Source organism: Adonisia turfae CCMR0081, assembly GCF_011009555.1.
GTDB lineage: Bacteria > Cyanobacteriota > Cyanobacteriia > Phormidesmidales > Phormidesmidaceae > Leptothoe > Leptothoe turfae.
Genome location: NZ_QXHD01000004.1, coordinates 4,138,360 through 4,162,371, shown reverse-complemented (window position 1 = coordinate 4,162,371; position 24,012 = coordinate 4,138,360). Strand labels below are relative to the sequence as shown.

The 24,012-nt window shown below is 45.0% G+C and carries 20 protein-coding genes; 5 read left to right on the top strand and 15 right to left on the bottom strand.

Going from position 1 to position 24,012, the window contains the following annotated elements; all coding sequences use genetic code 11:
- Positions 1-85 precede the first annotated feature (85 nt).
- On the bottom strand, positions 86-1,510 hold the full coding sequence (locus tag DXZ20_RS21995; RefSeq protein WP_163700733.1) for a DUF697 domain-containing protein: 1,425 nt from the start codon (positions 1,508-1,510) through the stop codon (positions 86-88).
- Positions 1,511-1,675: 165 nt separating this feature from the next.
- On the opposite strand from DXZ20_RS21995, the gene DXZ20_RS21990 reads away from it, so the two are divergent.
- Positions 1,676-2,137 carry a T3SS (YopN, CesT) and YbjN peptide-binding chaperone 1 gene (locus DXZ20_RS21990; protein WP_006515776.1) on the top strand — a complete coding sequence of 154 codons (462 nt, stop codon included), beginning with the start codon at positions 1,676-1,678 and terminating at the stop codon, positions 2,135-2,137.
- Positions 2,138-2,279: 142 nt separating this feature from the next.
- Here DXZ20_RS21990 and DXZ20_RS21985 read toward each other — a convergent pair whose 3' ends face one another.
- From DXZ20_RS21985 to DXZ20_RS21975, 3 genes are all read right to left on the bottom strand, one after another.
- Positions 2,280-3,659, bottom strand: a complete 1,380-nt coding sequence (locus tag DXZ20_RS21985; RefSeq protein WP_006515775.1) for a UDP-glucose dehydrogenase family protein — start codon at positions 3,657-3,659, stop codon at positions 2,280-2,282.
- Between the two features lie 135 nt (positions 3,660-3,794).
- The gene (locus tag DXZ20_RS21980) at positions 3,795-4,766 is read right to left on the bottom strand and encodes a UDP-glucuronic acid decarboxylase family protein (protein WP_163661481.1); all 972 of its coding nucleotides are present in this window, start codon (positions 4,764-4,766) and stop codon (positions 3,795-3,797) included.
- Between the two features lie 376 nt (positions 4,767-5,142).
- A complete protein-coding gene (locus tag DXZ20_RS21975) occupies positions 5,143-5,565 on the bottom strand; it encodes a tetratricopeptide repeat protein (protein ID WP_163700731.1) in 423 nt (140 codons plus the stop codon).
- A 395-nt stretch (positions 5,566-5,960) separates the two neighbouring features.
- Between DXZ20_RS21975 and DXZ20_RS21970 the strand changes: the two genes are divergently transcribed.
- A complete protein-coding gene (locus DXZ20_RS21970) occupies positions 5,961-6,806 on the top strand; it encodes a DUF4058 family protein (RefSeq protein ID WP_163700728.1) in 846 nt (281 codons plus the stop codon).
- A gap of 81 nt (positions 6,807-6,887) precedes the next feature.
- On the opposite strand, the gene DXZ20_RS21965 is transcribed toward DXZ20_RS21970, so the two are convergent.
- The 9 genes from DXZ20_RS21965 to tsaE form a co-directional block, all read right to left on the bottom strand.
- Positions 6,888-7,337 carry a chemotaxis protein CheW gene (locus tag DXZ20_RS21965; RefSeq protein ID WP_163661475.1) on the bottom strand — a complete coding sequence of 150 codons (450 nt, stop codon included), beginning with the start codon at positions 7,335-7,337 and terminating at the stop codon, positions 6,888-6,890.
- Complete coding sequence (locus tag DXZ20_RS21960; protein ID WP_163700726.1) at positions 7,334-10,576, bottom strand: hybrid sensor histidine kinase/response regulator; 3,243 nt, start codon at positions 10,574-10,576, stop codon at positions 7,334-7,336. Before DXZ20_RS21960 ends, DXZ20_RS21965 begins: the two co-directional genes overlap by 4 nt.
- Positions 10,577-10,622: 46 nt before the next feature.
- Positions 10,623-13,493 carry a methyl-accepting chemotaxis protein gene (locus DXZ20_RS21955; RefSeq protein WP_163700723.1) on the bottom strand — a complete coding sequence of 957 codons (2,871 nt, stop codon included), beginning with the start codon at positions 13,491-13,493 and terminating at the stop codon, positions 10,623-10,625.
- 44 nt (positions 13,494-13,537) lie between these two features.
- A complete protein-coding gene (locus tag DXZ20_RS21950) occupies positions 13,538-14,041 on the bottom strand; it encodes a CheW domain-containing protein (RefSeq protein WP_163661470.1) in 504 nt (167 codons plus the stop codon).
- A gap of 80 nt (positions 14,042-14,121) precedes the next feature.
- Positions 14,122-14,487 (bottom strand): response regulator transcription factor, encoded by a 366-nt coding sequence (locus tag DXZ20_RS21945; protein WP_163661468.1) that lies wholly within the window; start codon positions 14,485-14,487, stop codon positions 14,122-14,124.
- A 158-nt stretch (positions 14,488-14,645) separates the two neighbouring features.
- Positions 14,646-15,836, bottom strand: a complete 1,191-nt coding sequence (locus tag DXZ20_RS21940; protein WP_163661466.1) for a response regulator — start codon at positions 15,834-15,836, stop codon at positions 14,646-14,648.
- Between the two features lie 110 nt (positions 15,837-15,946).
- On the bottom strand, positions 15,947-17,443 hold the full coding sequence (locus DXZ20_RS21935) for an ammonium transporter (protein ID WP_250565877.1): 1,497 nt from the start codon (positions 17,441-17,443) through the stop codon (positions 15,947-15,949).
- A gap of 237 nt (positions 17,444-17,680) precedes the next feature.
- Positions 17,681-18,136: an EVE domain-containing protein gene (locus tag DXZ20_RS21930; protein ID WP_163661464.1), complete on the bottom strand. Its 456-nt coding sequence runs from the start codon at positions 18,134-18,136 to the stop codon at positions 17,681-17,683.
- Entirely contained in the window at positions 18,111-18,656 is a 546-nt protein-coding gene (gene tsaE / locus DXZ20_RS21925; protein WP_250564747.1) for a tRNA (adenosine(37)-N6)-threonylcarbamoyltransferase complex ATPase subunit type 1 TsaE, read from the bottom strand. Before tsaE ends, DXZ20_RS21930 begins: the two co-directional genes overlap by 26 nt.
- Before the next feature lie 74 nt (positions 18,657-18,730).
- Here tsaE and DXZ20_RS21920 point away from each other — a divergent pair, with 74 nt between their 5' ends.
- Positions 18,731-19,339 (top strand): ParA family protein, encoded by a 609-nt coding sequence (locus DXZ20_RS21920; RefSeq protein WP_163661462.1) that lies wholly within the window; start codon positions 18,731-18,733, stop codon positions 19,337-19,339.
- 143 nt (positions 19,340-19,482) lie between these two features.
- Here DXZ20_RS21920 and DXZ20_RS21915 read toward each other — a convergent pair whose 3' ends face one another.
- A complete protein-coding gene (locus DXZ20_RS21915) occupies positions 19,483-20,169 on the bottom strand; it encodes a Bax inhibitor-1/YccA family protein (protein WP_163661460.1) in 687 nt (228 codons plus the stop codon).
- A 293-nt stretch (positions 20,170-20,462) separates the two neighbouring features.
- On the opposite strand from DXZ20_RS21915, the gene DXZ20_RS21910 reads away from it, so the two are divergent.
- Positions 20,463-22,127 (top strand): Ppx/GppA phosphatase family protein, encoded by a 1,665-nt coding sequence (locus DXZ20_RS21910; protein WP_163661459.1) that lies wholly within the window; start codon positions 20,463-20,465, stop codon positions 22,125-22,127.
- A gap of 77 nt (positions 22,128-22,204) precedes the next feature.
- Here the strand turns inward: DXZ20_RS21910 and DXZ20_RS21905 are convergent, their stop codons facing one another.
- Complete coding sequence (locus DXZ20_RS21905) at positions 22,205-23,017, bottom strand: LysR family transcriptional regulator (protein ID WP_163700720.1); 813 nt, start codon at positions 23,015-23,017, stop codon at positions 22,205-22,207.
- Positions 23,018-23,122: 105 nt separating this feature from the next.
- On the opposite strand from DXZ20_RS21905, the gene DXZ20_RS21900 reads away from it, so the two are divergent.
- Positions 23,123-23,902, top strand: coding sequence for a class I SAM-dependent methyltransferase (locus DXZ20_RS21900; protein ID WP_163700716.1), 780 nt, complete (start codon positions 23,123-23,125; stop codon positions 23,900-23,902).
- The last annotated feature ends 110 nt before the right edge of the window (positions 23,903-24,012 follow it).

The following is a 24,012-nucleotide window of genomic DNA, read 5'->3' as shown; positions in this document are numbered from 1 at the left end:
CCTTTAGGCAGCGATAAATTTTAGACTGAGATCTATAGCCTTGAAGCTTCTCATTGTTAGGATAGCGACATATGATTCAAGCAAACTACGTCCGATTAAGTTTTTGCTTGAGTTCATGTTTGAGGCGAGCCATTATGGATGTTTCATCTAAGTTATTCACAATTTTGGTAATGATTGCCTTAGGGCCTTGCTCGCCCCAACTTGCGCCATTTATCAAATATGTACGTGTAACTTGGCCGATGGCATAGGTGGCAACACCTGCTACAGCTGCTTGGGTTAGGGCTACTGAGAAGTAGGGGGCTACGCTTAATCCTCCCGTTGCTAAACCGGCTGCTCCTAAAATACTTTTCAGAGAGCTTAGCCCTAAGGTAATCAGCAGTTCGCTGGCGGAGAGACTGCCGGTGGATAGGGCAATTGTCCGCAAAAGTTTCAAAGACTCTTGTTGGGTCATGGGTAACCCATAAAGTTTAGATAAGCCCACTACAAGACCTACATCTACTGTGATGCCGCCAACCATATCGGCGAGTAACACTGGATTTACGGCTACTGCCACGGCTTTAGTCAGGGCGGTTTGCCAGATCAGGTCATTAGCTCGGCGCTGACGAATTTCTAGCTTACGTGCAACTAACTTCGCCTGTACGTCATCTGCATATAAGAGCGTGTTGAGAGCAATTAAGGCTTTACCCTCTTGTTCGAGTACATCTAATATTTTGAGCCTCAGAGTCTGAATATCGGGGGTGCCTCGGGTGTTCTGCCGCCGCCGCACACCTTTCGAGTCTTGCACTACTGTTGTGGTTAGTGGGGCTGCAGCTGCCAACACAATGTCTTCAGTCAATATGCTTAAGGGGGTAACCCGTTGTTGAATTTTCTTGAGCAGTAATGTCTGTTCCTCTAACGAGTACTGATCAGCTTTATTGAAAACTAGCAAAATTGGTTTGCCTGCATGGCGTAACCATCCCAACGCGTCGTATTCCACTTGAGTCAGATCGGCTGATATTACAAATAGAATTAGATCGCTCTGCTGGGCTACGCGCTCGGCTAGTAGCTGACGTTGTTCACCGCCAACTTCATCAATTCCTGGTGTATCAATGAGTTCGACGGACGCTCCAGTGTTACCTGCTTTGTCACCTACAGACACCCGGTGAATCGAGCTATCTTTAGAGACCGACTGCCAATCTACACTGGCTACATCCTGGGTTACCCCGTGCAGTGGTCCCGTAATAAAAATAGACTGCCCAATTAATGCATTGAGCAATGAGGATTTTCCCCTGCCCACCATACCAAAGGCTGCAATATGCAGAGAGCCTTGCTCTAACTTGTGTTGCAAGCCAAGCAAGTTATTGATTTCAGGCTGCAGACCCTCGCGTTCTCGAGGGGTTAAATCTAGACTGTCAATGACTTGTTTTAAGCTGGCCTGTGCCTGCCCGTAGTAGAGATCGGCTGCGAGTTGATCAAACTCTGGCAGGTTATCTGGCGATGGCTCTAACGAAGAATCAGACAAATTAGTCAATGTCGGGATACTTTTTGTGAGTGTGGAAAGCTTTATAAGTTTAATACTGCCTTCATTGCCGTAACATCATCAAGAAACTTTTGAGCACCTGTAAAACATAGGTGAGAGAATGTTGCTTGGATATCGGGAGATATCTCCACCAGTCGTCAATCTTGCTGCCGCTTCATGGATTTTCAAAGTTCAGCTCAGAAAACTTGCTACGAACGCATTGCCCCCTGGATGGATGAGTTATTTGGGGAAGCGACGGTAGCTTTCGAAGATGAACCTCTTTTTATTATTACTATTGGCTCAGCGGTAGCTTCTACCCGTGTAGTTCCCTGGGGAGAAAGTGAAGCGTTGATTACTACACGATCTTATGTAGTTACTGATGTAGATGCTACTTCAGAGCTTACGTACTATCTACTACGGGCTAATGACAATATCTTGTTTGGACGTTTTGCTTTGGATAGTGAAGACGATATCGTATTTGAGCACAGTTTAGTGGGGTCTACTTGCGATCGCATTGAACTCAAACATTCGGTGACCACAGTAGTGCGACTTGCCGATGATTATGATGATGAAATTGTTGCCCGTTGGGGCGGTAAGCGGGCGCTCGATCGCTGGGCTTCCCCTGATGTTAGAAATTAGTCACTGGGCGTCAACGTATATACGCGTTCAATTAAAAATAAATAGACATTGCCTAATTTAAAGGGGCGTTATCTATTAGATAGCGCCCCTTTAGAAAATTATTAATTAATTAGAGGGAGTGTAATTTCCCTCTAAAGGAAAATTAGTGACCAACACCAGAATAGGTAAAGCCAGCCTCTTCCAAGGTTTGACGGTCAAGGAAATTCCGGCCATCAATCAGGTTAGGAGTATTCATTAGACTAGCCATCTTGCCATAGTCCAAATCCTTAAACTGTTGCCAATCCGTTACGAGCACCAGCGCATCACAGCCATCAGCTAGACGCTCAACGTCAGTTTCTACAATCACGCCGGTCATGCCATTGCGCATGCCACTTTGGGAAACAATGGGATCGTAGGCTTTGACTTTGGCTCCTAAACGATTGAGGTGTTCAATCAGAATTAAAGAAGGTGCATCGCGCATGTCATCGGTGTCGGGCTTAAAGGTTAGACCCAATAGTCCGACGGTTTTACCCTTTAAGATTTTCAGCATCTGCTGTAATTTTTCAAGGGAGAGTAGGCGCTGTCGAGTGTTGACATCAATGGTGGCTCTCAATAGCTGGGCTTCATAGCCGTAGTCATCAGCGGTATGCAGCAGGGCTGATACATCTTTAGGGAAGCAAGAACCACCCCAGCCAATACCAGCTTGGAGGAACTTACTACCAATGCGAGAATCTAGACCAATACCTTGGGCAACTTGTACTACGTCAGCACCAACGCGATCGCAAATGTTAGCGACTTCGTTGATAAAGCTAATCTTAGTGGCCAAAAATGCGTTGGATGCATACTTCACCATTTCAGCTGAGCTGAGATCAGTCACCAAAACAGGTACTTGAGGTGCTTCTTGTTCTTCGGCAAATTTACGCTCAACGATAGGCTCGTAAAGCTCCTTCATCATGGCAATTGCCTTAGGATTGCTGCCACCTAAAACAATCCGGTCAGGATTGAAAGTGTCATAGACTGCTGACCCTTCACGTAAAAATTCAGGATTGCTAACAACATCAAACAAGGGAGCCTCAGGCTTGCCAGCAGGAGCACCGGCACCCACTGGCACTTGTTTACGCTCAGCAATACCGTCCATCACAATCATGCGGACCCAGTCACCAGAGCCAATGGGCACTGTGGACTTGTTGACAATTACTTTATAACCACCATTCAGGTGCTCTCCAATGCCCCGGGCAACTGCCTCAACATAGCGAGTGTCACTTTCACCGGTCGGTAGAGGGGGGGTACCAACAGCAATGAAAAGAATATCGCCATGGGAAACGCCTGCTGCCAGGTCAGTGGTAAACGTTAAGCGGTCAGCTTCCATGGAAGATTGCATCAGCTCAGACAGTCCCGGCTCAAAAATAGGCGATTGCCCAGACTGCATCAATTTGACCTTTTCCTCATTGTTATCAACGCAGATAACGTCGTGACCAATGTGGGAAAGGCATACACCTGTAACTAAGCCGACATAGCCTGTACCAATAACGCAAACACGCATATAAATACTCCTTACTTAAAAGATAAATCCAATGAAATTAACCGTAATCAGCGCTATCTGTTGTTCTAGTCCTCGGGTTCCAGGAACCCGAGGAGAATACAGAAAGGCGTTTTAACCGTAACCTGGGCCAATCATCTAAGAAGATGACGTTGCCGTTGTCGGCATAGCCAGGTTACCCGCTGCTTCTAAGCGAGCTTGAAAGTCCGCAATGGTCAGCTTCAAACCTGCTTGAAGGGGCACTGTTGGCTCCCAATTCAGCATGGTTTTAGCTTTTGTAATATCTGGCTGACGACGACGTGGATCGTCCTGGGGCAGGGGTTCAAATTTCAATTCAGCATCAGGGTTAATCATTTTTTGAATAGACTGAGCCAGTTCCAAAATAGTGTATTCACCTGGATTCCCTAAATTCATAGGACCAATGTAGTCACCATTCATAAGACGAATAAAGCCCTCTACTAAGTCGGACACATAACAGAAACTGCGGGTTTGAGAACCATCACCGTATACAGTCAGAGGATTACCTTGCAGTGCTTGCACAATAAAGTTGCTAACTACCCGACCATCGTTTTCGAGCATACGTGGGCCGTAAGTGTTAAAAATGCGTACTACCCGAATATCAACGTCATTTTGACGGTGATAATCAAAGGCGAGAGTTTCAGCGACCCGCTTACCTTCGTCGTAACAGCTACGAATCCCAATGGTATTCACACTGCCTCGATATTCTTCTGGCTGAGGATGAACTTCAGGATCACCATAGACTTCGGAGGTAGACGCTAGGAAAAAACGAGCTTTGACTCGTTTGGCCAGACCTAGCATATTGAGGGTACCCATCACATTAGTTTTGATGGTTTTTACCGGATTGTACTGATAGTGCACTGGTGAAGCAGGGCAGGCTAAGTGATAAATTTGGTCGACTTCTAGCCGAATAGGCTCAGTAACATCATGGCGAATGAGCTCAAACTTGGGGTTATTCAACCACTGCAAAACGTTTTGCTTCCGGCCAGTATAGAAATTATCTAGACAAATAACCTCATGATCATCTGCCATTAGGCGATCAATGAGATGAGAACCTATAAAACCGGCTCCACCGGTAACTAAAATTCGCATAATACTTTTGAACTAGTAAGACGCCAACACAATGTGAAATGTTTATAAACTACGTGCTTCCTTAAGACCAGACCTTTGTTGAGGGCACAGCAGAGCAGACGCAACTTGTAATAGAAATCACAAGTTGTACGGCCAATTCCTTAGGAGGCCTTGATGCTATCGCTGGCTTACCTAAGTCAGAATGCCTACATAATTTCCCTAATATGTCTGCAATTTAACAAAGTTTGCTGGTTAAACGATCGACTGCAATAGGCATTCACTACAACTTCAAATCCTTTTTACAGGAATACCCAAAATTTGACTGAATATACCAGTGACCGATTTTAGGTATTCTAAGCTGTAACAAAAAGAACGAAGGATGTCTGTGATCTTCTATCTAAAGGTTAGTCAAGACATTAAGGTCGGTTTTAATCCAATTGATACCTGAGCGACTACCTTGGCGGCTATAGATGTCGCTAGCAGTGACAAAATCGCTAGCGGCAGCTTGTGTTTTTGCCAGATTTGCTTGAGCCCGTGCTCGATTATGAAATGCTTCTGCTAAATTAGGTTCAGCTTCGATGACCTTAGTAAAGCAGTCAATGGCTCGAGCATATGCTTTTTCCCGATAGGCCCAGATGCCTTGGTTGAACTGATGACGTGCATCACCACCAATGGGTGTGGAGATATCAGTGATCGGGGTGGTGAAGGGGATGTTGGGCCCCAAGGGCTGGAGAATTGTAGTTGCGATCGCACCGCCCCCAATTCCCAAAATCGCCAATATTACAGCGATTACTATCCATCCATTGGTTGAGATTTCCATAATTCCTTACAAAGCTGACTTCAGCCTGTTTTTCAGCAAAAATTACTACTAATAAAGTCTTATTAAAATCCTGTTTGGCTGATGAGCCCCCTGAAAAGATTTTATGAAGTCCTACAGCTAAGACAACTGATTCACTGTTTAAAGTAGTTTTGCCACACTGTATTTCCATTGACTTTATAAAATCTTCATCTTTAATGATGGTCAAGTATCTACAGATACACCAAGTGAACCTTGATCTAAAAAGTACATAACTATGAACGCTTGGTGGATACTAATATGGCTTCTTGCTAAAATTTTATGAGGTTCATTCCATGCAGTTTGGTTAGCAACAGGACCAACAGCCGTTTTATCTGATTTGTCATAACGCTCCGCTATCGAAATTTAGAGGATAGTTAATGCCTGATATGTTCCCCGGCATGAACCCTTACCTAGAGCACCCTGATCTTTGGCCTGAAATTCATCCACAGTTTGTAACTGCCCTGGCCAACCTCTTACAGAAAGAAGTTTCTGACCGATACAGTATCCTCATCCGCAAACGGGTCTATCGCGTTAGTGGTGAAGATAGTCTAGTCGTTGGGCAGTTGGCCCATGACTGTTCTCCCAATAGTCCACCGACCAATGATGTCGCTGCTTCCCATCAGCAACCAATTCCTACCTACATTGCGGTGCCGCAAACCATACAAGAGGACTATATTGAGATTCTCGATTGTCAAATTGGTAGGACGGTTACCATCATCGAAGTGTTAACGCCTCAAAAGAAACGTCCTGGCCGTGGTCGTGAAAATTATGAGCAGCGCTGTGAGGCTATCTTTGGCAGTGATACTCACTTTGTCGAGATAGACTTGCTACGAGGATGGGAGCCAATTTCTGCCTATGCAGCAGGTAATGTTGATTATCGAGTGTTGGTGAGCCGTAGTGATCAGCGCCCAAAGGCAGATTTGTATGCCTGGCAAGTGAATGCGCCGATTCCCCCCCTGAAGTTACCTTTAAGTTATCCCCAAGACGATGTAGGGGCTCAGGCATATTGCACAGTGGATCTCAAACGGGCACTTGATGAAGCGTGTTTGCGGTCTCCTTGTTATTTTTCAATTGACTATGAGCGATCTCCAATTCCCCCTCTACCTCCAGAGGAAAATATTTGGCTAACAACTTTATTGGAACGATCAAGTCTGCGGCCATCGCACCAGAGCATAAATCGATATGATCAAGGAAAGCTCACAAAACAAAGTGCACATCTATAGGCATGATCAGCTATTGGATTGGCTACACTCCCAAAACCTATAAGCGTTTGAGCAAAAAGATTTTCCGGTTTACATTGTGTTTTAGATCAACGTATTTTCGTCTATTACGAATAGGGTGAGAGTATCCTCTCCATGGGGAACAACAGCGACATGGCTGGCAATTGCAAGCGTGTCAGATTGTCGGTAAGACTCTGGTAATATCCTGATGTGGTCTCGTTGAATATCCATTAGATTGGGTGAAGTTGTTACAGGAATAGCCAAGAGGTCACCCACCTGAGGTTTGAGGATGACAAAATATCCATGTTTATTGGCAGTGGGTATATTGAATAGTTTGTGATGTAGATCAATTACGACAACAGCATGATCATCGATATGGGTTACTCCTGTGTATCCTAAACCGCTACTGTGAACTTGGGAGTGGCTAACAACTTTATAAACAGATTCAATACGACAGGCGAGGGTTAATTCTCCTAGACTCATCACAATGAGTCTAAGTGAGTTGATGGTGGCGGTAGATGTTTGGCGTGTCATGGCTTTTGGAGAAGAGTTGCGATCGCACCTACAAAATCTTTCTCAATGTAGGGTTTAGTAAAGTAATCGTTAGCACCTAGATGTTTGGCTAACGTTCGGTGCTTATGGTTACCACGTGATGTCAGCATCACTGTTGGGATCTGAGTCCATGAGGAATTAGCCCGACGATGACTGAGAAATTCAAATCCATTTAAGCGAGGCATTTCCACATCACAGATAATTAATTCTGGTAGCGCCCCTCTCTGTAATTGGTCCAGCGCATCACGACCATCCTTTGCCTGTAGCACCTGGTAACCTGCTTTACGTAGCGTTAACGCTAAAGTGCGCCGTAGTGCTGATGAATCATCGATAATCATCAGTGTTTGGGAATGATGCTCATACTGAGGTTGGGGCTGTATTGGGAGCGAGAGTTTTGTACTAAACTGCACTAGAGCCGCTCCGTCAATGACAGGCACTAGGCTACCGTCGGCTAAAACAGTACAACCGTTAATGTAGCTAGGGGTGGCAATGGCTTTACCCATCGGTTTTATGACTAGTTCTTGCTCTGTGACGATCTGTTCCAGGCCTAAGGCTAATAATCCTTGCCCCTGCTCAATGATTAGCATGGTTTGCTGTTGTCCTCTGACTGTCTGGCCCGTTTGCAGTTCCTTGGGTAGCTGCTTGGGAACCTGGCACTGATAGTTGAGAAGCTCAGCTAATTGATATATGGGGATTAGTTGCGATCTCCAATGGAGAAATCGTTGACCACCAGACTGTTTAAGTTGGTCAGCAGCAGGTCTAATAATTTCCTCAATACTGTCAGAAGCGATGGCGATGGCTGTCGTCCCAACACTGCCAACTACCAGTTTTGTAAGGGTAAGGGTGAGAGGGATTTTTAGGGAGAATACGGTACCTTTATGTTTATTGGTGGTTACTGATACCTTACCATTAAACGTTTGTAAGCTCTCTCTTACAACATCTAGACCTACACCACGCCCTGAGAGTTCACTCACTTGATTGGCGGTGGAGAAACCAGGTTCAAAGATTAGCTGCTGGATGCGCTGTTTTGTCATTGTTGTTACCTGCTCTGGAGCAATCATTTGCGCTTCAATTGCTCGTTGAGCAATCTTGTCAGTGTCTAAACCTTGACCATCATCGTCAATTTCAATAACGGTATAGTTACCTTGATGGAATGCTCGAACCTCAATAGTACCCTGGTCAGGTTTGCCCAATGTTTGCCGCTTATCGGGGGGCTCAATGCCGTGGTCAAACGCATTTCGTACCAGATGTAGTAGCGGATCGTAGAGCTTTTCAAGCATGACGCGATCGACTAAAACATCTGTGCCTGTTAGTTTAAGTTCAACCGGTTTCTGATATGTATTTGAGAGTTCTCGAATCACCCGAGGGAATCGCTTTAAGACTTGATCTAGGGGAACCATGCGTGACCACATCAGCTCATCCCGCAATTGATTGAGAGTCCGTCGCTGTCGTTCTAACAATCGGTTTGATTGGCCAGCAAACAGGGCTACATCATCAACCGATTCTGCCAATTGAAATACTTCTTCTAGCACTCCTTCGAGTAGCGAATTAATTTCGCTATAGCTATCCATTTCAAGAGAGTCAAATGTACTATCTTCAGTGCGAATAATCGTGCTAGATCGGTGTTGATTAGGAGAAACCAAGATTTGGTCAGAGATACTCTGTAACTGTCGGACAATGGTTCGGAATGAAGAGAATCGTTGGCCGAGTCGATGAACTGTGCGTTGAAATTGATCATTTTGCAACGACAAGCTGTTACGGTTGATGGCTAACTCACCTACTAAATTGTTCATTCGCTCTAGACGATCTAGGGCAACTTTGGCTGACAATCTAGATTGTGTAGTTGATTTAACTGGAGCTTTCTTCTTTTTGGAAGGTTTTTGCTGTACCGCTTGGGGCAATCTTGGTAGCAAATCATAGATTTCGCTGATGTTGGTTACAGTGGTTTCAATATTATTAGAAATAATATCTGCACCTCCAACACTTTTTGCCATAGAAACCTCAGGGCTATCTGTGGCATCTGTAGAGATTTCAAGGTCTGGAGTAGACGGAGTTGACCAAGAATCTAAGATTGACTCCGTTGGAGCATCTGCCATAACAGCTTCAAAATCTGTTATTTCTACATCGAAGTTATTGTCTGTTGATTCTGGATTGCCCCATATGTCTGCTAAGGCATTGACATCAGGTTGTATAAGCTTTGAATTGTCGCCCTTTTCTATCTTTTCTACCGAAGGGAATTCTAAAGCTTCTATGGACCAGATTTCTTCTAAAGCCGAAATTTGGTTGGCTGAGCTGTCTGATGGAGCAGAGGTTGTTTTTTCTATTTCATAGTTGTTTGGAGGTTCCAACATATCAAGGTTGAGATTAGACAAATCCAGGTCATCGATATGTTCGGAGATATGAGTATGAATTGGTTCATCAAGCTCAATTATATTGCCTTCTGCTAATGTCAATAACTTCTTTGAAGGTTCGCCAATTGCAATTCGCTCCCCAGCAAGGATAGCTTGGCGAGCATGTTCTATATTGTCTATAACTTGTTCAATTACAGGTAATGGCTGATCGTGATATCTGTTTGCAGCTGCTTGAGCAAGGGTTGTAATCTCTGTAAATTTCGGTATATCTATAATTTCGGCAAATCCAGTTAGAATCTCAAGCTGAATCTGTAGCTCTTGCCCACAATCATAGTTTTGAGGATCGGTAATTAAGGTGCGCAGTTGTGTTAATACTTCAGCCACATCGACCTCAAAAAGTGAGGCGACAATATCTATGCCTAGCTCGGCAGAGCTAGGCATAAAGCTATCTGTAGCATGTAATGCTGGTCCAAGGTATTCCTCCAAGTCATTAAAAATACTCTCAAATGCAACTAGAGTTTGTTTTTCATTAAATTTGCCTGTGTCAATCTGTGATTGCAGGGGATGGCGTAAGCAATCATAGGCACGTAAAAACAAAGTTTCTAACTCTGCGTCCACCACTACTGTATCGCTGTACAACGCTTTTAGTGAGTCTTCCAGCCGATGGGCAATGATTTTAATGGTATCTAGTTCGACACTGGCAGCTCCTCCTTTGATGGAGTGTGCTGCTCGCATCAGCTCATGTACCCTTTGTACACTAGTGTCTTGGCGCAGGCTAAGCAGGCCAGTTTCAATGATGTCTAGCAGTTCAGACGCTTCTTCAATAAAAAATTGATAAGCCTGATCGCGAATCTCAGGATCGATGGTCATAGCCTGCAGAGCATTGAGGGGTCAAGATTGAAACAATAGTTTGGAGCTAGCTCACCTTAAACTGACGCACACTTTCCTGTAGAGCTTGAGAAATTTCTAGTAGCTCTCTAAAAGATGTAGAGACAGTGTTGGCATCAGCTGATGTTTTCTGGGCGATGTTGGCTACATCCTTCATCACTTTAGTCATATTTTCTGAACTCTCAGATTGGGAGAATGTGGCTTGACTAATCGAATTGACGAGGTCTTTGATTTCAGTAGTGACTTGGGCGATGCTGTTTAAGCTTTCACGTGTTTTGTCTACTAGCTGAGTTCCTACGACTACCTGCTCGGTTCCCATTTCCATGGCCTCTACCACCTCATTGGTTTCTGCTTGAATTTCGGCGACCAGGTTCTCGATCTCGGTGGTTGCTTCTGCGGATTGTTGTGCCAATGAACGTACCTCATCTGCAACAACTGCAAAACCTCGTCCTTCTTCGCCAGCCCGAGCGGCTTCAATAGATGCATTCAGCGCTAATAGATTAGTTTGGGCAGCAAATTCGTTAATTAGGTTAACGACACCTGAGATTTTTTGTGATGACTCACCCAGACGTTTAACCTTTTTTGCGGTGGCGGCTACTGTTTCTCGAATGGCTAGAATCCCTTCTACTGCCCGATCCATGGCAACATCACTAGATTCTACAGTGGCAGTTGTTTGTTGAACAATAGCTTCAGCTTGGTCTGCGTTGGCGGCTACGGCTCGAATAGAGGCAACCATCTGATCTAATTGCTCAAGCGCGGCTGTAATTTCTTGGGTTTGTTGTTGTGCGGCTTGAGAAAGATCTTGGACAGAAGCTTCATTTTGACTGGCTGTGGTTGATACCTGCTGCGAAGCAATTTGCACCTGTCCGACAATTTTCTTCAAGCTAGTAATCGTAGCGTTATACGAATCGGCAATAGTACCAATTTCATCGGCGGTGACTTGGGCCCTGACGGTCAGGTCACCTTGACTGACTGGATCAACTTCCAGCATCAGCTCTAAAGCACGTTTTTGTAAGTTCTCTTTTAAGGATTTCTGCTCCGCTGCTAGGGAAGAAACCTGTTGAACGGTCATTAAGACACCCAACTGTCGACCTAGCTGATTACAGAAGTGGATTTCTGTCTCTGTCCAAATGTGTAGCCCTTGCACATGATGAATTGCCAACAAGCCAAACAGGCGAGCCTGACTCACAACTGGTATCACCAAGGCAGATTTAACATTGAGGACGTGCCACCGCTGACGTACGCTGTCTGTTAAATCGGCAATAGTAACATCATCTGCGATTAACGGTTGACCATCGATATAGTTCTCAATTTCTGTTTGTGAGATGAATAGGGACGGTACTGTTTCATCAAGAATACTAAGCTGGCTAGTTGTAACGGATTCATTCTGGCCTAATATTTGGGCATCTTTGGTGCGGTATAGGACAACACGGTCGGAGCGGAGGAAGGTCCGTACTTGTTCAACAAACAGATTTAGTTGGGCTTGATTGTGGTCACTGTCTAAATCGCCTGTAATTGACGTAGCTGATGCCAACAGCTTTGATTGCTGTGCAGTAGTCTGTTGTTCATTGTTAAACTGCTTGAGCTGCGTAGCCATTTGGTTGATGTTGTTACCAAGCTGAGCAATTTCATCTTGCCCAGTAACGTCTAGTCGCGTACGCAGATCCCCTTTTCCGATTTTATTGACAACGTCGGCAGCCCGCAAAATAGGTTGGGTGAAGCGTCGAGTTATCCAAATTGCTAAACCTGTTGCCACCCCTGCTGCGGCTAATGTTCCTAGGGCGATCGCAAAAAACAATCGCCGCTGAGTGGCTTGTAGGACGGCTAAGTCAACTGAAGTGACTGCACTCCAATTTAAGTTAGATAGATTTTCTGTCGCTATAAATGGCGAGAAAGCAACGATTTCTGGAGCTTCAGTTAGGCTATTGCTAGCTTTTACAGTTTTACCACGCTCACCCTGGACAATGCCCGCAATATCGGGAAAAATCTTTGCTAGAGTTAAGATCTCAATGTCAGTGGATTCAGAGAGATCTACTTCTTGACCGGAGGAATTCACTGGTATGATGTAACCTGCCTGGGGAGATAAAAAGACATCCCCTGATTCGCTAGCTAGATAAAACTTATGGCCATCATCTCCAAAATTGTTGAGAATTTCTCCTAATTTTTCAATGGGAATCCGTGCACGGATATATCCTATTGGTTGCCCATTTAACTTATCTTTGACAACAGAGGCTGAATACACACTAAATTCACCAGAGGTGGTGGAAATTAGTGGCTGACTCAAAATTGCGCCGTTAGCGGCTTTAGCGGCTTGAATATAGGAACGATTAAGGTGGTTGGACAGTTTTTTCCCTTGGGAGGTTTGAGCAATGGGATTACCAGCAAGATCAAAAAACGCGATGCTGCTGTAAACCCCATCATAGGCCTTCATCATTTGGTCGAGGCTCTCAGATTTTTGTTTTGGAGTGATGGTGCTCCGTAGCTGAGGATCAGTGAAAATCTCTAAGTTAGCTAAAAACTGAATGTCTGAGTAGCGTTCTTTCATGAAGAGTGCTACTGCTGACTGTAGATCATTGACGCGTACTGTTTCTAGCTCTTGGAGTTTTTCAAAGGTTCCCTGGTTGGCAATGTTATAGGCGATCGCACCCACGCTAATGACAGGAAACGTACCTAGTAATATGGCTAATAGTGATGCTTTTGTCTTTAGCCCCAGTCGATGCCACCAGACTCTGAGTTTACCTTGGTGAGATATAGACTGACTTTGTATAGGTAAACGTGATACTGTTTCTGAGCGAGGTTTTGTGATTAAACTAGCGAATAGTTCATCAGACTGCATCTTGGTGGTGTCTTCAGTAGGCAAATCACCACTGTCAGAATGTGTGGGTGTGCTTAATGTCATAGAAAACTCTTGAACTCAAGTGATAGGTTGAATAGTGTGATTAATTAAACGGGCATGTGGTCAAAAATTGATAAGCCTTCCAAGAGAATAAGCATTTCACCGGCTTCTCCTAACCAATAACCCCGTAAAAATGGCACAAGCGTTTCAGATATAACTGATGGAGACTGAATGGTATCGAGAGAGAATAGTTCTATTCCCTTTATCTGATGAACAACTAAGCCGAGATGATATCGCTCGGGTGTCTCTATCGATGATTTTTCTAAGAGTAGAGTATTGTAGTGTGTAGTTAGTGTGGGTTGTTGATGTAAGGGATTTCCTCCAAGCAGATGACCTATATCTACTAGCCATAGAATCTCACCGCGCCAGTTATAAACTCCCATGATCCAAGGTGGTAAATGTGGGATTGCGGTAATCTGAGAAACTTCAATCTTTAAGGCTGCTGCTAACTGACTTATCGGTAACAGTGCCGTCACATCATTCAGTAGGCTAAATTTTAGGTACTGATCTACAGCTGATGCTTGAGATGATGTCTGTGTAGACAGTTGCATAGTTGTTTTTTATGATCTCCATTTGTCTAGTCCCATCAAGAAGCTGGTACAGAATTGATGGTAAAACTGACAACTTTTCCCTAGTGGCCAATCAGTTGCTTAACTGTTTTAGATAACTCTGCTTGATCAATGGGTTTTGTGAGATAGGCATCAGCTCCCTGTTTCTTTCCCCAAAATTTATCCATATCAGTATCTTTTGTAGAACAGATAATGATGGGAATTGCACTGGTTGTAGCTTCTGCTTTAAGATCGCGACAAATTTCAAATCCACTACGATCGGGCAAGACTACATCTAACACGATAATGTCAGGTGTCTGGGTACTCAGTTTTGCCAAGGCATCGGCACCATTGGTTGCTGTCATTACGGTTAAGCCATCTTGTGACAGACATTTAGCCAGCATTTCTAAAATAGTTTTAGAATCATCAACAACTAGTGCAATTCCCATGGATTTATCCAATTTCAATAAACAAAAAAATAGCTTGAGCAAACCCTGTAATGAATGCCTAGAACAAACTTGTTAGCAGTGTTCCCAGCTTTAAGACCTGAGTGATAGTTTATATCTAAAGAAATAGAATTATTCCCAAAATTGGATAATAAAACTATCTATATTTCAACTGAAGCGTGTTTAGAAAGTTGTCTTTCAACGACTGATAATACCTGATGTGGATTAATTGGCTTGCTCAAGAATGCGGATGCACCTACCATCCTGGCACGCATTCGATCAATTACTCCATCGTTCCCAGTCAGAATTATAACCGGTGTTTCTTTAAAACAGGATATCTTTCTTAGCTTACTACAAAGCTCATAGCCGTTGGTTCCAGGCATCACAAGGTCTAGAAATATTAATGCAGGTTTTTTGGATAACAATACGGCGATCGCTCTTAATGGATCTTGGACACAATGAGTCTGATAATCTGCTGTGCCTAAAACTCTTTCTAATGCTCGGCAAATGGCGGGGCTGTCATCTATACAAGCAATCAAAGGGCCACTAGGAGATGGCTCTTGTACTGTAGAGGGTGAAATTGGTGATTCTAGATCATCAATTTCAATGAGCTCTACTGCACCCTGTTGCACATACGGTAGCAAAGACGCTGAAAGGGAGACAATATCACGATTGAGTTTAATGCTTAGATCTCTGAGGGTCTGCTGACCCGTGAGCATCATTGTCAGGTTTCGGTATAGAGGTTCAGGAACCTGTTTTTTGAGTTCTAGAGGATGACGGACTATGGGAGCTAAATCAGGAGAACGATCACCTAATTTTGCCTCAAGCCATGATTTCCAAAGGGCTTTGGCTTTGTAAATGATAGTTTCGGCATTTATCAGTAAGAGCTGATGTGATAGTTGATTGTCAGTTTGCACCTGATAGACCACTTCACGGGCCTGATTAATATCGAAGAAGGCTTCTAAAAAAATGTTTTCAATGATTTGATTGATTTGTTTACGAGATATTTTTTGTTGGCTATACCAAAAGCCTAACAGTTGATATTCCCAGCATGTTAATTTTTTTTGATTCTCTGTTTTAGATAACTTTCTAAACTCGGATTTGAGAGTCGAGAGTTCCAAATAAAGGTCAGGGCAGGCGTGTTTGACATGACGATACCAACGACGCATTGGTTGTTTGCCACCCGTGACATAGAGCAATCGGCCCATATAAAACTCAAATGTCCACTTAGTGTGATGGGCGGTTAGTTGTAACTGCCCGTTAAACTGACTTTGCTTGAGTAGCCCAAAAAGCCGACTTTGTTTTGCTGCCGTAAAATCACTAATGGTGATGACAGACTGTTTATTGGTCATTGTTATTGTCATCGCGTAGACAGGGTAAATAGACTTAAATTATTGCTTTATCCCCCTGGTAATCAAAGTTTTGAGTCGCTACATAACATGTTGCGACACCCCATGATTCTTTAGTGGTTCAAGGTTGAAGTGTTTGATTTCATGACATTATCCTTGACAGAATGGAAAAGATTATTAAGGGGTAAAGAGCGTTGAGAGAATTCTGGATAGGCTTCGAGCCCATGTTCGCTCAGATCTAATCCCGTTGACTCAGCCTGATGAGATACTCGCAGCCCAAAAATGATGCGGAGCATGAACCAACTAAACAGAGTACTGATGCTTACAAACGCAGCCACAATGACAATTCCTGTAATTTGAATTAGAACAGGTTTAATGTCTCCGCCCAGCAAAAAACCAAGGGCTGGACCTGATGTTTCCGAGTGCCAATCATTAATATTAGGACCAACGCTAAATAAGCCAACGGCAATTGTTCCCCAGATTCCACCTACTAGGTGGACAGGGAGCGCACCTACGGGATCGTCAATCCGTAATTGGTTAAACAAGCCCGCTGCAAAGACTGCAAACATGCCCCCGATAAAACCAATAATAATGGCACCGATGGAGGTGACATATGCACACCCTGCGGTGATAGAGACCAACCCAGCTAGGGCACCATTAATAATCATGCTGAGGCTGGGTTTGCTGGTGATTAACCACGATATAACAGCTGCCGCTACGGCACCAGTGGAGGCCGACAGGTTTGTGGTCAGGATAATACGGCTAGCGATGGCTGGGTCTGCTGTCATACTTGAACCCGCATTAAATCCAAACCAGCCAAACCACAGAATTAATCCACCTAGTGTTGAGATCGCAAGGTTATGACCTGGTATGGTGTTTTCACCATGCGGCCTATACCGACCAACCCGTGGCCCTAATAGCCAAGCACCGGTTAATGCAGCCCAACCCCCGACACTATGGACTACTGTTGAACCGGAAAAGTCCCAAAACCCCATAGTCTGTAGAAACCCCCCACCCCAGATCCAATGGCCAACCATTGGATAAATAACGAGGGAGAGAACAGCGCTAAATGTAAAAAATGCTAAAAATGATATACGTTCTGCAACCGCGCCAGATACGATTGTTGCTGCGGTACCTGCAAATACTAATTGAAAAAAGAATTTAGCATCCAGGGGTATACCTGCCCAAGCAAGGGAGTCAAAGACCCCACTATAGTGCTCGTCCGTTAATGGACTTAAATCTAGGCCTTGTAAAAAGAATCCAGAATAACCGATAACCGCGTTACCATCTCCAAACATTAGGGCAAAACCCACTGCCCAGAAACAGAGAGAAACAACACCAAAGACAATGACGTTTTTGGTGAGGATGTTAACAGCATTTTTGCTTTGACAGAAACCGGTTTCCAGCATGGCGAAACCAGCATTCATGAAGAATACGAGTATTGCGCATAACAAAACCCAAATGGTATCTACAGTTACCTGGAGAGATTCAGGCAGCGACTCAGGCGTAGTATCCGCAGCCAGGACGGCTCCATTCCAAACTAGCCAAATTGCAATGACTAGTAATAGGGTAGGCTGCCACCCCATGCGCTTCTGGTAAAATTGTCTCATTATGGAGAAAACATCTAAAAATCTCACTTAAGTAGCTATTAAGAGACAATTTCACCCTAGTGGATGTGATTGTCTATCGATTGCTAAGGGCGAGGTTGTAATAGATCTATATTTCCCAGAGCGATTTTGTTCTCTCAGGTAGAGGGCAGTTCTAATCAAAAAATCAGCATAAATCGGTTGATTTTACTGAAGCGTAATGTCCTTAAGGGCAACTTTGCGTCATATACATAAGAGATGTCACCCCTTAGCGAGTGCTAATATTCGTTTTGCCACATCGTCGGTGACTGGCATGACCGATAACCGATTACCTCGTTTAACCACTTGCAGTTCGTCGGGTTCAAAATTACCTTTGAGCTCATCGAGGCTGATGTAGTGCTGGAAAGTCTCAATGTAACTAACGGTAACCGTATGCCATCGAGGATCTGCGGGCGTGGATTTGGGATCGTAATATTTATTGGTTTCATCAAACTGGGTGGGATCAACCACCATTTCTTCACTGATTTTCATCAGACCAGCAATACCAGGGGGCTTTGTATTGGAGTGGTAAAAGAAGGCGATGTCGTCCATTTTCATAGACTTGAGAAAGTTGCGAGCCTGATAGTTACGCACACCATCCCAAACTTCGTTGCGATCGCGCTCCAAGTCATCAATGCTATACACATCTGGTTCAGACTTCATCAACCAGTACTTCATCGTGCTTTACTACCTCCTGTAGGTCATTCCATACGCTATCGTGCCAACCACGGGGCCAGTTAACTTCGGCGCAACGCCCATCGCCTGCATAGGCTAAATTAAGCGTAATTGGCTTATTCGGCAAATACCGTAGACGTTCGGCCCACTCAATCACTACTATTCCGGGGGCTACCTCTTCCCCATCCCAATAGGTTTCTAGATAAAGACCATCCGCTCCCATACTGTCCAAACGATACAAATCGACATGGTACAGGGGGACTCGACCCGTCAAGTACTCATTAATCAACGTGAATGTGGGACTGTCAATGGTTTGCTCAATACCTAAACCTGCCCCTAAGCCTTGAGTAAAGGTGGTTTTGCCGCTACCTAAAGGACCTGATAACAAGAGCACTGTTTCTACTGGCAAGTGTTGACCCATCAGCCATCCCAGCCGATGGGTAGCTCTCAAGTCTGGTAACTGAATTGAAAGAGCGGTTGACATTGCTAAGGTTAAGCGGGACTGAGGTATGGTAACTGCCATTGGATGGGCAACCCTCCAACTGTATCGTTAATCTAATAGCGAGTTCACACCGAGTTCAGGATAGGCAACACTGCATGATTATCACGGTCGCCAGCTTCAAGGGTGGCGTTGGCAAAACTACCACTGCCATTCACTTGGCCGCATTTTTCCAAGGAAAAGGAAGAACATTACTCATTGATGCTGACCCCAACTGCTCAGCGTTGGGGTGGGCCAGTCGTGGTGAATTACCGTTTGAAGTGGTGGATCAGTGGCAGGCCGAAGCCCAAACTGAATCTTATGGGCATGTCATTATTGATACGCAGGCTCGACCGACTACTGAAGATTTAGCCGCCTTAGCCAATACCTGTGATTTACTCGTGCTACCCACCATGCCAGATATTTTGTCCCTGGATGCTCTGGTGTTGACCATTGAATATCTCAAATCCATTCAGACTAACCAGTATCGGATTTTGATTACTGCGATACCCCCTAAACCCAGCCGTGCAGGTGACGAAGTCAAAAAGTTACTTAAGGAAGCTGATATTCCGACCTTTGATGTGGGAATAGCTCGTTTAGCTGCGTTCCAAAAAGCCGCTATGCAAGGCATACCAGTTTATGCTGTCAAAGATCAGCGGTCTGAACGAGGGTGGCAAGATTATGAAGCAGTTGGGAATGAGATTCTTAATTTGGTGAAAGGGCTGTAATTTTTAAAGACAGAGGGTAATGGTGACACTGCTTGGTCAACAGGAATCTGAATCTATTTATGGTGCCGACTAATAGACAAGAGCCCTGACCTTCTGGCCAGGGCTCCGTATTTTTGCATTGCAAATTGGATAGTTATACTTCCTTAGCGGCGGGAAGACATCAAGATGCGTAACACATACCAGAACAAGAGCATGACCGCAGCAAATAATTCTAAGGATGCTGCCACGTGTTGATTTGTGGAATAGCGATGCATCACATTGGATGTTTTGTACAAAATCGCTGCGGCCGCAAAAGCCACCATAAAGAAAGAGAAGAATAGCCCCAGGGAGAAGCCAAACAGCAGGCTACAAACAATGAGGCCCAGAGCTACCATGCCACCGACTTTAAGAATGCCGCCTAAAAAAGCGAAGTCCTTGCCGGAGGTGAATGCGACTGCGGTCAACCCACCGAATAGGAACAGGGTAATAATGCCTGCAGTAGGTAGGACAGTTGGATCTGAAAAGGCGACCGCCATATAGAGTAGGGGGGCGAAGATAATGGCCTCACCTACAACGTAAAGACCCAAACCCGTATACTGCGCATTAACATCGTCAGCTTTGGCGGCCATATTACTAGCCAGATAGCCTAATAACGCAAAACCACCCAGCAGTGCCAGCCAACCAAATCGACCCCCTCCGAGGAATACATTGGCGAGAAAACGAGCAATACCTAGCTGAAAAAATAAAAATTCAACCACTACAAACGCACCAACGGCCCCAGCAAGATGGGTGTAGGTACGTTTAATAAATTCCGCTCGCTCACTGGGGCGAGCCTGAGCCACCATAACCATGCACAAATGCCTCCTGTAGGCAAAAAGTTAATTAGTCTGATTGCATGCAAACTGCGCACTGTCAATCAGCGATACCTCTCTCAGAGGCTAACATACTTGCTCAATGTACAGCTTCTCCATGCACAGTAGCTGTTTGGCCACTACGTAATGCATAGGAAAATATTAATCGTAATGTAGTTTAGGATACAAAAATGCCAATTTAGGATATGAAGCTGACAATAAGCTCTTGCATTGCTGATTTCGGTAAAAGTACTGGAAATGTATGATGAATAACACCCTGTGCAATACTCACGATGGTTGATTCAGCCACTGCCCCCTTAGACTCTATGGTCTATGTTCCTAGTCTTTCAGACACCTCGATTGAACTACGTCAATCGCTTCAGGAAGATCGAATCTTAGCCGCTATTGATGTGGGAACCAACTCAGTTCATATGGTTGTTGTCAAAATTCAACCAGAGTTGCCCGCATTTACTATTATTGGTCGTGAGAAAGATACTGTCCGCCTTGGTAATTTTCGTCCTGGCACTAATTGTTTGTCAGACGAAGCCATGGAGCGAGGTATTGCTGCCTTGAAACGGTGTAAACAAATTGCCAATAGTCACCATGCTGACGATATTGTCACGGTAGCCACCAGTGCTACCCGTGAAGCGAACAACGGTCAAGTATTTATTGATCGGGTAAAACAAGACGTTGGTTTGGATATCAACCTAATTTCTGGCCTTGAAGAGGCCCGACGCATTTACTTGGGTGTGCTGTCTGGCATGGAACTCAATGGTCAGCCCCACGCCATTATCGATATTGGTGGTGGTTCCACTGAGATCATTTTGGGTACTGGGGAACGTCATCGATTTCTCAGCAGTACTAAGGTGGGGGCCGTTAGGCTGAATGCGCGAATGGTGACCACCAATCCCATTAGTACCGAAGAGTTTTTGCAGTTGCAGGCCTATGTGCGGGGGCGGCTTGAGCCCAATATCGATGCGCTGAAGGCTAAGCTGGTGGATGGCGAACCCCTGTCATTGGTGGGCACATCTGGCACGATTGAGTCCCTGGCTATTTTGACAGCCATTGATCAGTTGGGTTCAGTTCCTGTTCGCATGAATGGGTATACCATGGCCATGAATGAGCTAGAACGCTGTATCCAAAAGCTGCGCCGCATGAGTTTTAGTGAACGGCTTAAGCTGCCAGAAATGTCGTCTCGACGAGCTGAGATCATTGTGCCTGGAGCCGTGATTCTACAGGAAGCAATGCGGATGCTAGGTGTGGATCGGATCACCATCTGTGAACATGCCTTGCGAGAAGGCTTGGTTGTGGACTGGATGCTCACCCATGGTCTTATTGAAGACCGGATGCAGTATCAACAATCGGTACGGGAGCGGAGCGTTATGAAAGCCGCCCATAAGTATCGGGTTGATAAACCCCACAGTGAGTTAGTAGCCAAATTTGCATTAGCCTTATTTGATCAAACCCGTGGTGTTTTGCATCAGTGGGGACCTCTGGAACGTGAGATTCTGTGGGCAGCAGCTATGCTCCATAATTGCGGTCATTTTGTCAGTCATGGAGCCCACCATAAGCATTCTTATTACTTAATCCGGAATGGTGAATTACTGGGTTTCACCAGCACTGAGATTGAGCTGATTGCTAACATTGCTCGTTACCATCGCAAGAGCGCACCCAAGATCAAGCATGATCCCTATAAAGACTTGACTAAGAAGAGTCGTAAGATTGTCAGTCAGCTCAGCGCTATGTTGCGGGTAGCGGTTGGTCTGGATCGGCGGCGGCTAGGTGCGATCGCAAGTTTTCAAACCACCTATGATTCAAAAGCTCATACCTTAACTCTAAGCTTTATCCCCACCCATGCTAACGATGCCTGTGAGCTAGAAATCTGGAGTGCTAATGACAAAAAAGCTTGCTTTGAACAGGAGTTTAATTTGCAACTGCAGGTGCGTCACCAGGCTTAATACCCCATGTCCATATTCCTTGCAAAAAGGTATGGGTCGTCTGAGCTATCTGGTTTTGTTGCCAAACGACACATACTTCAGACTGGGGAGTCGTTCTGGGGAGTCGTTTCTTGAAAGGGAATGAAACATACCCCTCGGCGCTGGAGATTCTGTAACGACTCAGGCACAATTGCCACACCGATTTCAGCGGTGACAAGGCTTAAAATTGTTTGCATTTGAGCCGCTTGCTGGGCCACGGTGGGACTAAAACCCCCTTGGTGGCACAGGCTAATGATTTGATCGTACAGCCGGGTAGCCATGGCCCTAGGGAACAATACAAATAACTCTCCCTGTAACTCTTGGATAGAAAGATTTGGTTGTGAGGCAAGTCGATGACCCAACGGTAAGGCGACCACTAATGATTCTTGTAAAACTGGCTTTGCCTGTAGAGTTGGATGATCCACAGGGGGACGCATAAAGCCAATATCCAGTCGGCTATCTAACAATCCTTGAATCTGTTCTTGGGTGGAGAGTTCATGGAGAACAATTTCCACATGGGGATATTGTTCTCGAAACTGTTTTAGGTAGTCAGGTAAGAGGCTGTACATGGCAGAGCTAACAAATGCGATCGCAAGTCTTCCCAACTCTCCACGGCTAGCTTGTTGCGTCTTGCTGACAGCCTGTTCTAACTGTTGTAGAAGTTGTTGAGCTTCTTGCTGAAGTACTTGTCCCGCCGCCGTTAAGGATACCTTGCGCCGCGTTCGTGCAAAGAGTTGTACGCCTAGCTCAATTTCGAGTTGTTTAATCTGTTGACTTAGGGGAGGCTGAGCCATCTGTAAACGACCTGCAGCTCGACCAAAATGTAGCTCTTCAGCCACTGCCAAAAAGTAACGAAGATGCCGTAATTCCATAATGGGTTTCTAATACTTTCTAGATATCAATAGATACTAAAAAATATATTGGACATCTCAATAGCTTGCCCATAGTTTTGAGATATCGTTTCAAATCCAGTTGCTATGGCTTCCGATACCGTTTATGCCCATCACGTTTGGGATACTGATCGCTACCAAAATCAGCACAGCTTTGTTTGGGAATATGGTGCAGCTCTGATTGATTTACTCAGTCCGCAGTCGGGGCAACAGATCCTTGACCTGGGTTGTGGCACGGGGGAACTGACCCATGCGCTGGCAGAAACGGGGGCTGTTGCCAGTGGGATTGACTCAGATGCTGCCATGGTTGCTAAGGCTCAGCAGCAATATCCACAGCTATCCTTTGCCATCGCTGATGCTCGTAATTTTGTAGTGGCACAGCCGGTGGATGGCATCTTTTCCAATGCGGCGCTGCACTGGGTTAAGCCACCAGAGCAAGCTGTTCAGGCTATGGCTAATGCCTTAAAACCTGGTGGGAAATTGGTCGTTGAATTTGGTGGCAAGGGCAACGTACAAGCTATTGTGGGGGCGGTGGAAACCGTCAGACAGCAGAAAAAACTCTGCCCCTGGTATTTCCCGAGTATTGGCGAATATGCTCACTTGCTAGAAAGCCATGGCCTAGACGTGACGTTTGCCGCCTTAATCGATCGACCGACGCCCTTAAATGACGGTACTCAAGGCTTAGCCAACTGGCTCAAAATGTTTGGTAGCAATCTTTTTGTAGGTTTGAATGAAATGACCATAGAATCTGTCATTCAAGATGTGGAAAGTCTTTTGCGATCGCAAATGTACGATGGTAACCAATGGGTGGCAGACTATCGTCGACTGCGCCTGGTTGCAGTTAAACAGTCCCACAAGCCTGCTTAGGACTGGTTTATCTGAACAAATTTAAGAAAGCCTTTCCATTATGATGCGATGATGGGGCAGGTCTCTATGGCATTAAGCGTAATTCATAATGTTGTACCCTGCGTGCAACG